Source organism: Bernardetia sp., assembly GCF_020630935.1.
In the GTDB taxonomy this organism is placed as follows: Bacteria; Bacteroidota; Bacteroidia; order Cytophagales; family Bernardetiaceae; genus Bernardetia.
Genome location: NZ_JAHDIG010000034.1, coordinates 1 through 12,800 on the forward strand (window position 1 = coordinate 1; position 12,800 = coordinate 12,800).

A 12,800-nucleotide genomic window follows, 5' to 3' on the forward strand; every position below is an offset into this window, starting at 1 on the left:
CGTTCGTTTCCAGAGTCTTTCCAATCTTTAAATTCTTGGGCTAATTCTGATTTTTGTTTTTGTGTGGGAAGTGATGAAATACTTTGAAGGTATTTATGAAAACGTCTGGACATATATTTTCTACCTTCTAAACCTCCAAATTGGTCTTGAAAACCATCTGAATAAATATAAAAAACACTGTCTTCTCTTGGAATGATGGTGTGTTCTGTAAAGGGTCGTTGTCCGTGCTTGTCGAAACCACCTATTGGAAAACGGTCGCCTTTTATGATTTCATAGGTGTTGCTATGTATGTGAAGAAGTGGATTTTTTGCACCTGCAAAGTTCAACACTTTAGTATTTTTATCTATAACACAAATAGCCATATCCATTCCATCACGGTTGTTGGTTTGGTCTTGATTGAGGTGGCGACGTACATTTTCATTGAGAGCATCTAAGATTTTAGCTGGAGATAAAATGCCTTGACTTTCAATTACTTCATACAAAAGATTACTTCCTATCACAGACATAAATGCCCCTGGAACACCGTGTCCAGTACAGTCGACAGCAGCAATAAAAATCTTATCTTTTACTTCGCTTATCCAATAAAAATCTCCTGAAACAATATCACGAGGCTTATAGAATACAAAACAATTCTCTAATGTCTCTTGAATGCGCTCATCGGAAGGCAACATAGCATCTTGAATGCGCTTTGCATAGGTAATACTTGCCGTAATATTTTTATTTTTTTCTTGAATATCTTCGTAGGCTTCTGTTAGTTTGTTTTGTTGTGCTTCTAACTCTTGATTTTTCTCTAAGATTTCATTGTTACGTTTTCGAACTTCAACAGTGCGTTCTGCTACTTGCTGCTCTAATCGTTTTCTACTTGCCTCTAAATTGCTAGTACGCCATTTTATTCCACCAAAGACAACACCTACTATTAAAAATAGCCCTCCAATTCTAGCAAACCATGTTTGATACCAATAAGGCTTTACCTTGAAGTTAAAGGTAGCTTCTTCGCCCCACTCTCCGTCTTCTCCAATTCTTGAACGAACGTGAAAAGTATAGTTTTTAGCAGGCAGATTGGAATAGGTAGCCTCTGTTTTTTGAGTTGGAATGAGCCAATCTTTATTAAAACCTTCTAACCACCATTGATATTGAACATCATTAGGATTAGAAAAATCAGCACAATAAAAATCAAAATTAAGTGTGTTTTGGTCAGCTGAAAGGTTTAAGTTTTGGGGTAGGTTGTTCCATTTTGAAAGTGAATCAAAATTATCTACATAGACAGAATCTCTCCAATTAGTTTGGGTAAGTGAGAGATTGACTTCGCTAATAATTGTTTTGGGTAAAATAGTTTTTCTCTCTTCTGAAAAGTTGCATTTTGTAACCCCATTGAGGTGTCCAGCCCAAATATTTCCCTTACTGTCTTGAAAAAGAGCTTTTGAGTTGGACTCATCGCCAAAAAAACCATCTTCTTTTCCATATTCCTCTACTCGCATAAGTTTTCCATCAGCTCTGAAATAGGCTTTATTTAATCCTCTTTGTGTTCCTATCCAAAACTGGTCTAGTTTATCTTTGACAGGCAAGATTGAATAAATAATATCTGATGAAAGTCCTTGTGGAGTTTGGTAGGTTTGAAACTCTTTTCCATCAAATCGATTGAGCCCGCCTGAATAGGCAATTATCCAAATAATGTCTTTTTTATCTATGTAAAGCTGTAAGAGTAGATTATCACCTAGTCCGTCTGCTATTGTAAAGCGTTTAAAATTAGACTTTTCTGTTCCTTTTCCATCCCACTTTATAAGTCCATTGAAAGTTGCTAACCAATAATTGCCCTTTGAGTCTTTTTTTATATCAGTTATGGTACTTCCCCCTAATTCTTTTTGAGCAAAGCGATATTTTACGCTGTCAGCCTTCAAATCATAACCTACTATTCCGTTGGCTTGTGTGCCTGCCCAAAGAATACTATCAATTTTGGTCATGCATCTAATAAATGGAAAAGGAGGGAATCCAAATTTTTGATTAAGAAGTTTCGAACTAAAGGTATTTTGAGTTGTATCTTCTACAATTTCCAAAACACCTGCACCAGAAGCTACATAAGTTGTATCATTTCCTTTGTGGAAAAAACCAGTTATTCTAGCAACGCCATTAAGAGAAGATAAAACAGTCGTTAGTTTTTTGTCTTGGTAAAGTGTAATACCTCCTACCGAGCTTCCTAACCAAATTCTGTTTTTGCTATCTTCACCAATAGAAAAAATAATATCACCTTGCAATCCGTCTTTTTGAGTATAGTTTGTAAACTTTTCTTGAGGAAGTTGCATCATTCCTTTGCCACGAGTTCCTACCCAAATAACTCCGTAAGGGTCTTCAAAGATAACTCCACTACCAGCAGTGATTCCTGTAATACCATTTTGAGGACTATAACTCTTCAAGAAAGTTTGATTTTTGTCATATATAAAAATTGTAGTAAAGCCAGGGATAAGAACATATAATTTATTGTCTGAAGCTAACAGAATTTGCCAACCAGCATTGGGAACAGTGCCTGTGGGAATAAGATGTTGAGGGAAATTGATTTTATTGTACTTCTTTTTTTCTTTATCAAAGAAAATTAAGTCGTTTATTCCTGTCGTTGGGTCATTAGCCCATAGCCAATGATTTTGATTGAAGTCTTGATGAGCTAAAAAAAGATTTTTATTTTGGATAAGCGAATCGCTATCTGCTTTTGGATAGACTATTTTTTCAAATTTCTTTCCATTAAATTTAAAGAGTTCATTTTGATGATTAAGATAAGTTTCAAAAGTCTGTACATGAACCATAAAAAGCGTTGGAGAAGGTAGGTTTCCCAAATCAGCTTGTTTGTACTCTCTAAACGTTTTTTCATCTTTTGGTTTCCAATAAAGAGTATTGTTTACACCAGCACCACCTCCAAGAGCTAATACCCATACATTTTGCCATTTGTCAATAGACAGACGACCAGTTAATATCATTTTTCCATTCAATTCTGGAAAAGAAGTAAAATTTACACCATCATATTTTGAGAGGTTTTTATTTTGAGAAAGAATCCAAATGTTTCCTTCGCTATCTTCTACCACACTACTGATTAGATTACTATTGAGACCGTCCTTTACTCCAAAAACTCTATATTTTTCCTGTTCTAGGAGCGCAAGCCCTCCTCCATTTGTTCCTACCCAAATTCTTCCCTTCGAATCTACTATACCTGCTTGTGGAGTAGGGACTTCTGACTGAGGCAAGCCGTGGTCTAAGCCAAAGGTTCTGAACAAATACTGTTGTCCAAACAAATTAGAAGACAGCCAAAAACAGCAACTAATGATGATAAGAAAAAGAGTATAAAGTTTTTTCATAAAGCCTTTTTTCCCAATTGTATTATTTTAGTAAGTTATAGGACTTATTTTTATGGAATAGGAATTCTTTATTATTCTGAATAATTCTTAAAATAGCCATAAGCAAAATAGCATTTTAGCAGCAGATACGCAATTAAACTAGGTAGTATTTACGTTTTTTAATAGCTTGAAAATAAAATGTAAAGTATTTTTTACATAAAGACAACTAAATTTTACTTTTTGTCGTTGTAACTTTACAATAATAAATTGTGATTAAATTTTATTTCTAAAATAACCACTCAAAACTATGAATCTTACTCAAATCTGTGAAAAAGAACAACAAACTCTCAATCGTTTCCAACTTTTGTCTCACTCTTTCAAAATGTTGGGTTGGTCAGGGCTTATTATTTCTGTGTTGGCAGTTTTATTTTTTCATTTTATAATGGAAGATGCTGCTATTTTACTTTCTGTTGCTGCAAAAATGGTATTGGTATTTATGCTTCTGATTTCTGTTTCGAAGGAAAAACAAGAAGATGAAATGATACAAAAATTAAGAGTACAGTCGTATTCTATTGCTTTTATATTGGGTGTAATTTATGCTTTAGCTATGCCAGTTATAGATTTTGCTGTTGATTTCGTGATAAATATGGATACAAGTTACTCTGAAATGAGTTCTAGTATTGTGCTTTGGTTTATGCTTGCTATGCAAATTGCTTTTTTCCAACTACTCAAAAAAGTACAGTCATAACCTTATTTATCTCAAAACTTTATTAAAATGGAATTACAATTAGAAATGAAAAATAGAATCAAAGTAGAACGGGCTATTTTAGATATTACCCAAGAAGAGCTTGCACAAAAAATAGGCGTTTCTAGGCAGACCATTAGCTCTATTGAAAAAAATAAGTATGTTCCCTCTACTGTTTTGGCTCTCAAACTCTCTCAACTTTTTGGAAAGCCTGTCAATGAGATTTTTGAGTTAGATGAAGAGGATTAATTCTTTAAACTTAGTATTTAACCTATGAAAAATAAAGAAAATGACTTTGTGAAATTACACGTTGCAGGGGCAACAGTTCGCCACTCATCATTATTTGATGAATTAAAGTCGTTTAAGAATGACTTTAAATTGAAGCAAGAGTTTATTGATACGTGGGTAATTCCCTTTTATAGGAATATTCATCGTACTGATGATAAATGGACAGATGAGTTAATTTCCACCAAAAATAAAATCACAACAGATATAATTCAAATGAATCTTGGTGATTTTAATTGGAGAACAAGACAGACAGGAGCATTTTTTTCTGCAATTGCCAATCAAACTCAATTTATTGATATTATCGGAACACACTTATTGAAAAGTGAAGTGTGTTATGCAGGTCGTGTTTATTGTAAGGTACTTGCTTCGTTTAATTTGCCAAAGTGTATTAATTACTTAAATCTATATCTTGATTATTATTTGACGAAGCCAGACTTATGGTTTGACCAACAAGAAGCAATCGAAGCTGTACTCTACCTTGATAAGGTAAATTCAACAAATAACTTTGATATGCACGTTGATAAATGGACAGAATTTATTAAAAACAAGCCGTATTGGGAAAAAGAAGTCAAGACTGATAGTTTAGAGAAACAACTAAATGTTATACAAACTGTAAGGCAACACACAACTAACATAGATTAGTAGCTCAGAATCATGAAGAAGCTTAAATAAACTTTCAAAATTTTCAAATAAAATTGAAAGTTTTATTTTTTTGTGTATATTTGAGCTAAATTCAATTATCAAAATACAGGAAAACACATTGTGGCTATGAAAAACATCTTTTTGTTTTTGGCAGGAATTTTAAATCTCTTTACAGCTTTGATTCATACTTTTGCAGGGCAAAGTAGTCTTATTAGTCCATTACTTTCTAGTACGATAGAAAAGCAAGTTCAAACTGAACTATTAGCTGTTTGGCACATGGTAACGCTATTTCTATTTTTTACTTCTGCTGCATTTCTCTTGAATTTTTTCAGACCCAAACTAGAGTGCAAAGCCGTCATTCAGTTTGTAAGTTATTTGTATTTGCTTTTTCCAATTTCCTTTATTGTTGTAAGTCTTTTGTATCAGAGTTTTGCTTCACAATGGATTTTACTATTACCTATCGGAGTATTAGGACTTTTAGGAGTGAAAAAATATCATAGCATTCCCAACTAAAACATACCATCAAATATGGAAAATAGAAAAATAGTTTTAGCAGGAGGAACAGGCTTTGTAGGAAAGTATTTTCAAAAAAAGTTTTCAGAACTTGGCTATGAAGTTATTGTCATTGCACGAAGTACTCCTATAAACTGGAATACTCCTAACAAAATAACAGAAGTTTTAGAAAATGCCGAAATGCTTATCAATTTGGCTGGTAAGTCAGTAGATTGTCGTTATAATGAGAAAAATAAAAATGAAATTTTGCGTTCTAGAACTGAAACTACCAAAATTCTAGGGGAAGCCATCCAAAACTGTAAAAATCCACCTAAAATATGGTTCAATTCTAGTACAGCTACCATTTACAGACACGCTCAAGACCGACCGATGACAGAAAAAGCAGGCGAAATCGGTACAGGTTTTTCTGTAGATGTTGCCACAGCGTGGGAAAGAGAGTTTTTTGGCTTTGAGCTAGAAAATACAAGACAGATTGCACTTCGAATGGCAATTATTCTAGGAAAAGATGGTGGCGTAATTCCACCCTACAAAAACATTGTTCGTTTTGGTTTGGGAGGAAAACAAGGAAGCGGAGGGCAGATGTTCAGTTGGCTGCATATTCACGATTTGTATAGAATTATCTTGTTTTTACTGGAAAATGAAAAATTGGAAGGTGTTTTTAACTGCTCCTCACCAAATCCAGTCAAAAATAAAGAACTGATGCAGATTTTTAGAGAAAAAATGAATGTTCCTTTTGGCATTCCGACACCCAAATTTTTGTTAGAAATTGGAGCTTTTATGATTCGTACAGAAACCGAACTGCTTTTGAAAAGCCGTTGGGTACTGCCACAACGATTGCAGGAGGAAGGTTTTGAATTTGATTATCCACATTTGGGAAAAGCGATTGAAGAAAGTTTGTAAATTTGTCTATGCAAAAACTCAAAAAAATTATACTTCGAACACTTGCCGTTTTAGCTGGCTTGTACGTTTTGCTTTGCACAGGATTATATTTTTTCCAAGAAAAACTCATTTTCTTTCCTACAAAGCTAGAACAAAGTTATGTTTTCAACTTTCAAAAGCCTTTTGCCGAGATAACCATTCCTACAAAAGACAACCTAAATTTACATGGAGTTTTATTTTATAGTCAGAACAAAGATTCACTAAAAAATAAAAGTAAAAAAAAGCTAGTTTTTTATCTTCACGGAAATGTAGGACAAGTACAGTTTTGGGGAAATTTAGCAGATGTTTATACAGAGTTAGGCTACGATTTGTTTATCTTAGATTATCGTGGGTATGGTAAAAGTAAAGGTAAAATTTATAGCCAAGAACAGTTTTTTAATGATGTTCAGACAGCTTATGATTTTGTTAGAAAAACACAAAAATATGATGAGGAAAATATTGTAGTGGTAGGTTATTCTGTCGGAACGGCATCTGCTGCCATGCTTGCCAGTCAGAACACTCCTAAAAGTCTTATTTTACAAGCTCCTTATTTTAGTTTGACTGATATGACGACACGTAGATTTCCTTTTGTACCTACATTTTTGCTAAAATACGAGTTTCATACAGCCAAATTTTTATCCCAAAACAAAGTACCCACGTATATTTTTCACGGAACAGCAGATAGAGTAATTCCTTATGAATCTTCTCTGATGATAAAAGAATATTTAGAAAATAATCTGAATGACAAAGTAAATAAAACTAGCTTTATCACACTCCCCAATCAAGGGCACGCCAACATTCATTCAAACCCTATTTTTTTGAAGAAATTAAAGGAAGTATTGTAGAGATTCTAAATATATCATAAAAATTAGCGTACTAAATGACTTATCTGTACGTTGTTGGTAAAAAGTCATTCCTTACTTTAAAAACTAACTGCTATATTTATGAACCTCTCTCTATTTAAAAGAATATTTTTTCTCCTTTCATTTTTTATTTTCTCATCTCTATCGGCTTTTGCTCAAGATATTATGCTAGAACTTAGAGTATTGGACAATCAAGGTCGTCCGTATTCTAATAAAAAAGTTGAGTTTGTAGAAATGCAAACCAAAGACAAAGTTACTGCCACCACTAACTCACAAGGAATTTTGAAAACAAAGCTAGAAGGAGGGAAATATTGGCAGTACAATATGGGAGATATAAAAAACTATTACAAATGGCAGCTTCGTGCGCCACAGCGAGGTACAAGTACACAGCGAGTAACAACTACTTATGATTACAAAACCTATGAGCGTGAAAGCCGTCCAGCCGTTGATAGGTCTTTTCTTAGTATAGAAAAAATAGACTTTCCTACAAAACAAACCTTAAAACCTACAGAAAATGAGGCTCTTATTCGTTTGAAAATAAATAAAGCTGACCGAACTCCTTTAGCAAATTATCCTGTCAGTATAACCTCTTACAAACATCTTAAAACGTGGACAACCACCACCGACCGTACTGGAACAGCCTATTTTCTTGCTCCTAACAATTCAGATTATGAAATAGATATAGATGGCATAGAAAGTTATAAATATGTAGATATTCCAAACAGAAAATTCTATTCAGCAGGAGTAAATTTTACGTATGAACCTACCAAAATCACAGAAAATAGAAGAGGAGATACCATCACACAAGTTTTGCCACAAGGACAAGATGGAACAACAGCTAGAGTGCTTGGAAAAGTAACAGCTAAAAAATCTGACGGAACACCGTGGAAAGATGAGCCTGTTTTTTTGCAAGTCATCGGAGAAAATACAGTATATGAAGCCTACACCAATGACAAAGGAGAAGCTATTTTTTTGCTTCCAAAAGGCGAAAAATACATGATTGATTTTCGTTATCAGTTTGATGTGGATGTTTTAGATTTTTCTCGTTCTAGGGGAATTGGATATGGTTACAAAACACTTGTTTATTCGCCTTTGCCACGTTATCAGTATCCTGAAAGGTTTATTCCCACGCCTGCCGAACTTATTTTAGAAGAATTTGAAAGTTATTATAAAAAAGAAATTGCGCCACCACCCACAGGAAAAGATTTTGCCATTAGAGCAAATTTTCTCAATCCTATTGATTCAAAATCCAAACAAGCATTATTAGAACTTACTTTTGCTGCTAATACAAAGGAAAATAAACTAGCTTCAGATATAAATATTGTAGCGATTGTAGATATTAGTGGCTCAATGGCTGGAGAGCAGCGCATTGAATATCTTAGAAAAGGACTAACAAAATTTGTAAATCAACTACCAAATGAAAATACATTTTCATTAGTAGTTTTTAATGATAATGCAGAAACTATTATTCCTGCAGGTAAAATTAAGGATAACAAAGACAGAATTTTATTTGCTATCTCTCGCTTAGAAGCTGATGGAGGAACAAATATTTATAATGGGTTAGAAAAAGGATTTGCAGAAGTAAAGAAAAACTTCAAGAAAAATGCTACCAATCGTTTGGTTTTGCTAACAGATGGGTATGGTGTTACGCCAGTTGATAAAATGGTCGAAACTGTGCAAGGTTACAAAGACGAAGGCGTAGAATGTTCGGCTGTGGGTGTGGGAGAAGGTTATAACAGAGGACTTTTACATCACATCGCTACTGTAGGAGGTGGCTTGATGGAAACTACCATAGGGGCAGACGGTTTGCCAGTAGTTTTTGAAAAAGAACTCAATAGCCTTATTTCTCCAATCGCTAGGAAAGTCAAAGTAGAGGTTTTGTACAACAAAAATCTATTTTTTACGCAACTTATGGGTTTTGAAGTAGAGGAAAAACGAGAAGGAAAAGTTGTCTTGAAGTTACCTAATGTCTATGATGGCTTGAGAAATTTGGCACTTTTGAAATTTGTGGTTAAAAATCCGACAGAGGAAATTACAAAAGAACCCGTTGTGGTAAAAACAAGCTATAAAAATCTAATAGACGGAAAAACTTATACCGAAGAGACAAAAGCGTATTTGGAATGGAGTCCAGAAAATCAAGAACTAGAAATAAAAATGGCAGAAGAAGACAGAAGACTCTATGCGATTGCTGTTTTGAATCAAAGTATGAAAGTAATGGCAGAAGAATTTGCTAAAGAAAACCCAAAAGGTGCAAAAGCAGAATTAGACGAAACGATTGCAGAAGTCAAACGACTTTATCCAAATTTAGATGATGAAGCTATCAAAAAACTGCTAGAACAAGCTGCTGAATATAGTGAGATATTGAGTAGAATAAAGTAGTATAAATAATGGAAACAATTAATATAAAGAAAATATCCATTAAAGGAAGAGTCGCAATGGGAATTGCGTGTTTAAAATATATGCTACCTGCAACAATATACACTGAACCATTATACAAGGTCTTATCTTTTCTGAATCGCTTTATATATGACCCAAATATAGATATTGCAGATTGGGAAGAGCTATCTGCCGAAATTATACCTGATGTAATTTTAAATATGTCATACTCAGATGAGTTTACTCTAATCTCACAGGCAGAATATTTAAGTTTTAAAATGTTGTATCAAGATATAGGAGAAAACTCTTGTTTAGTCATTGATAAAATTGTAGATATTGCTAGTATTCATTTTTATAGTGCTATTCCTAGCTATAGTCCTGAAACACTAAAACTGGTAGAAGAAATTTTAGAAATTTGTAAAGCAGAAACAGGGAGCTTGCCTAATCTTGACTTATACAAAAAATGTAGATTTAGCAAAAATCACGGTTGGGGTGAAGTTATAAAAATGTAGAATAAAGCTTTGCCTTTGACAAAACCCTGATTAAACCAAAAAACACCTTTCAAATTGCTTTGAAAGGTGTTTTTGATAAATTTTTTATATTCATAGGATTATCTAATCCCCAAATTTTTGTGCATCTCTAAAATAAAATAACGCACTACAGCACGAATGGCATCTTTTTGAGAATTAGAAGAAACATTATGATTTCTTAAAAAGTCATCTGAAAAAGATTTATCTCTATTGACTGCCATATAACCTGTACAAACAGCATTTTCTAACTTACTTTGACTAGGCTTACAGATTACTCTAAAGAAGTCAGTTTTGCTTTGTTTCCAGCCATAGGTCTGATATTTTGCACCAAAAATAGTAACATTGTAACCCTCTACATCGCCAGATTCACTTCCTCCTTTTACCATTTTCTCTACTTCAATGGCTGTATTGTAGGCATTGTTAGATTTATTGTTTTTGATAGATTTTATTTCCATCAAGAAACGGTCAGAGTCACCAAGACGTTTTACTTCGTAAAAATATTGTGTACGAGTTTTAGATAAATCAACAATTCCAGTAAACCAGCTATCACTATTTCCCTTCAAACCTACTGCCCACTCTCTTCCTTCAGGCGCAAGCCACGCATATCTAGGAATAGTTCTGTTAAGGTCTTCGATTTGTTTGATGGTAGGAGAGTTTCCATAAATATCTTCCAAAACTTTAACTTTTGCACGCTTCAAGAGTGCGTTTTTGCGAGGTTCTTGTTTAACAGGCTTTCTTCCCCAGCGTCTCTTAGGTTGTTCTGGTTCTGGGTCTAGGTCATTTCTTTTTGAAAGAGCTTCAATAAATTTTCTACCTTCTTCCAAATTATAAAATGTAGTGTTTTCCAAACGCCCTTTTTCATATTCATAGACCAAATCTTCTTGTACTAGTCCTTTTGCATCTAATTGTTTTTGAATCAGACTATCCAAATAAGGCTTTGCAAGGGGCTTAAAGAAATCATCTTTTTCCATCGCATTTTTAAAGCTGTATAGTTCAGCTGGAGTGTTGGCTTTTGCAAAAATATCATCTACTTGCTCTAAAAGCGTTTGTTTGTATTTCTCTACATTTTCTGGCGTAAGAAATTCTATATTTTCTTCTGTTGTGATGGCATCTTTTACGGCTACCAATGGACGTATATCTCCATCATAATGTTGGTAATACGCAGGAAGCTCTAAAGGAATATCAATAAACATAGGGCGTTCTTCTGTCAGTTTGCCAAGTCCTGTAAGTGTTTCTAATTGGTTAGCAATTTCTTTGTATTCTTTGATTGCATCGTCCATATAAAGAAACTGTTCAGTACTGAAATTTTTGTCTTTTAAGGCAGTCAAATTCCTAAAGGCAATCACATGGTTTTTTCCTTCTTGTGTTAAGGCAGCCAAATAAGTGGCTTTGAGTTGTTTTTCTTTGTTGGCAAACTTTGGTACAACAAAATTACGAAGTAGTTTTTCAGTTTCTTCTCTTACATCTTGTGGTTTTTCTGCTTTGTGTACAATGTAGTTGGCATATTCTAGCTTGGCAAGTTCGCTACCTTCATCTGCAAAGCGTTTCATTACTTGATGAGATTTGCCTTTTTGATATGCAAATGGCATATCTGCATTAAAATCACTACGACGATTTCTGAAAAATTGCCATTTGGCTTTTAAATAATTTACATCTTGACTGAACCTAATACTATCTGTAACGGCTGCTTTGTCTAAGAAACGCATCCCAGTATTATAGTCGATTTCAAACTCTAAGAAATAACGACCTAGTAAAAACTGACTTTCTGCACTTGCTTCTGCTTTTGTTGCATCTTTATACACATCAAAAATATCCATCAAGTAAAGGTCTGTATTGTCTTGATAATATAGATGCACATCCATACTATCAGCTACAATTTGTAACCATTTTTTTGCAGCATCCAAATTTCTAGGCACATCTTCACTTCCTGTCATGTAAATTTCAAAAAGTTCTCTTGCAGCAGCTACTTTTTGTTTCGAACTGGCTGCCATAGCTTGTGAGTACCATTTTATGGCGTTTTCGTAATCTCTGTACTCACTACTCGTAAACATATCGCCTTTGAAAGCATTTGCTATCTTGAGCATAGCATCAGAATTGCCTTCTTTAGCTTGTTTTTTATATACTTTGTAGGTGTCTTTAGAAATAGTTTGGGGAACAGAACCACAACCAACCATTATAAAAGACAACACCCCAACAGTGAGTAAGAGGAATAGGTAGTTTGTAATTTTTTTTATATTAAGCATGATGATTTAGAAATAACAGTGGATAGGGATAGTAAAAATAACGATTAAGAACAAGCTAATTAAGTAGCTCAAAAAAATGGAAATACTATATTAAAATGTAAGCTATAATTGCCTAATGTTTGATTTAAGAGTGCTAATTTAAGTCTTTTGGAATAAATTAATACATATTTTACTAAATTTATTCTAAATCAGGTTTCAGACTAAGATAAAAGGCAAACTTTGGCTTTAGGTTTGTTTTAATTTTTTTTGTAAAAAATGAATCAACAATAATACATTAATACGATTTCTTATCACATAACTTTTTAAAGTTGGTTTTGTTGTTATTTTATGTTAATCAAACACATAGAATAAGATAACATACT

Annotated in this window: 10 protein-coding genes; 8 read left to right on the forward strand and 2 right to left on the reverse strand. The window is 33.6% G+C overall.

All coding sequences use genetic code 11. The features are described 5' to 3' along the window. Positions 1-3,341: two-component regulator propeller domain-containing protein (locus QZ659_RS10830; protein WP_291725833.1), on the reverse strand; the 3,341-nt coding region annotated here is incomplete at its 3' end. Between the two features lie 286 nt (positions 3,342-3,627). Here QZ659_RS10830 and QZ659_RS10835 point away from each other — a divergent pair. The 8 genes from QZ659_RS10835 to QZ659_RS10870 all read left to right on the forward strand — a co-directional run bounded on the left by QZ659_RS10835 (position 3,628) and on the right by QZ659_RS10870 (position 10,177). Then, positions 3,628-4,068 carry a hypothetical protein gene (locus QZ659_RS10835; RefSeq protein ID WP_291725834.1) on the forward strand — a complete coding sequence of 147 codons (441 nt, stop codon included), beginning with the start codon at positions 3,628-3,630 and terminating at the stop codon, positions 4,066-4,068. A 27-nt stretch (positions 4,069-4,095) separates the two neighbouring features. Beyond that, positions 4,096-4,314, forward strand: coding sequence for a helix-turn-helix transcriptional regulator (locus QZ659_RS10840; RefSeq protein WP_291725835.1), 219 nt, complete (start codon positions 4,096-4,098; stop codon positions 4,312-4,314). Between the two features lie 24 nt (positions 4,315-4,338). Beyond that, positions 4,339-4,995: a DUF6000 family protein gene (locus QZ659_RS10845; protein WP_291725836.1), complete on the forward strand. Its 657-nt coding sequence runs from the start codon at positions 4,339-4,341 to the stop codon at positions 4,993-4,995. A gap of 126 nt (positions 4,996-5,121) precedes the next feature. Continuing rightward, the gene (locus QZ659_RS10850; RefSeq protein WP_291725837.1) at positions 5,122-5,508 is read left to right on the forward strand and encodes a hypothetical protein; all 387 of its coding nucleotides are present in this window, start codon (positions 5,122-5,124) and stop codon (positions 5,506-5,508) included. 15 nt (positions 5,509-5,523) lie between these two features. Beyond that, complete coding sequence (locus QZ659_RS10855) at positions 5,524-6,408, forward strand: TIGR01777 family oxidoreductase (RefSeq protein WP_291725838.1); 885 nt, start codon at positions 5,524-5,526, stop codon at positions 6,406-6,408. An 8-nt stretch (positions 6,409-6,416) separates the two neighbouring features. Further along, positions 6,417-7,271, forward strand: coding sequence for an alpha/beta hydrolase (locus QZ659_RS10860; protein WP_291725839.1), 855 nt, complete (start codon positions 6,417-6,419; stop codon positions 7,269-7,271). 99 nt (positions 7,272-7,370) lie between these two features. Then, the gene (locus QZ659_RS10865) at positions 7,371-9,668 is read left to right on the forward strand and encodes a vWA domain-containing protein (protein ID WP_291725840.1); all 2,298 of its coding nucleotides are present in this window, start codon (positions 7,371-7,373) and stop codon (positions 9,666-9,668) included. 8 nt (positions 9,669-9,676) lie between these two features. Beyond that, the gene (locus tag QZ659_RS10870; protein WP_291725841.1) at positions 9,677-10,177 is read left to right on the forward strand and encodes a hypothetical protein; all 501 of its coding nucleotides are present in this window, start codon (positions 9,677-9,679) and stop codon (positions 10,175-10,177) included. A gap of 98 nt (positions 10,178-10,275) precedes the next feature. On the opposite strand, the gene QZ659_RS10875 is transcribed toward QZ659_RS10870, so the two are convergent. Continuing rightward, positions 10,276-12,438, reverse strand: a complete 2,163-nt coding sequence (locus QZ659_RS10875; protein ID WP_291725842.1) for a hypothetical protein — start codon at positions 12,436-12,438, stop codon at positions 10,276-10,278. Positions 12,439-12,800: the final 362 nt, after the last annotated feature.

Coding starts and splice junctions, on each gene's coding strand:
- QZ659_RS10870 (WP_291725841.1), top strand. CDS start 9,677: ATGGAAACAATTAATATAAAGAAAATATCCATTAAAGGAAGAGTCGCA.
- QZ659_RS10850 (WP_291725837.1), top strand. CDS start 5,122: ATGAAAAACATCTTTTTGTTTTTGGCAGGAATTTTAAATCTCTTTACA.
- QZ659_RS10835 (WP_291725834.1), top strand. CDS start 3,628: ATGAATCTTACTCAAATCTGTGAAAAAGAACAACAAACTCTCAATCGT.
- QZ659_RS10845 (WP_291725836.1), top strand. CDS start 4,339: ATGAAAAATAAAGAAAATGACTTTGTGAAATTACACGTTGCAGGGGCA.
- QZ659_RS10855 (WP_291725838.1), top strand. CDS start 5,524: ATGGAAAATAGAAAAATAGTTTTAGCAGGAGGAACAGGCTTTGTAGGA.
- QZ659_RS10840 (WP_291725835.1), top strand. CDS start 4,096: ATGGAATTACAATTAGAAATGAAAAATAGAATCAAAGTAGAACGGGCT.
- QZ659_RS10875 (WP_291725842.1), bottom strand. CDS start 12,438: ATGCTTAATATAAAAAAAATTACAAACTACCTATTCCTCTTACTCACT.
- QZ659_RS10865 (WP_291725840.1), top strand. CDS start 7,371: ATGAACCTCTCTCTATTTAAAAGAATATTTTTTCTCCTTTCATTTTTT.
- QZ659_RS10860 (WP_291725839.1), top strand. CDS start 6,417: ATGCAAAAACTCAAAAAAATTATACTTCGAACACTTGCCGTTTTAGCT.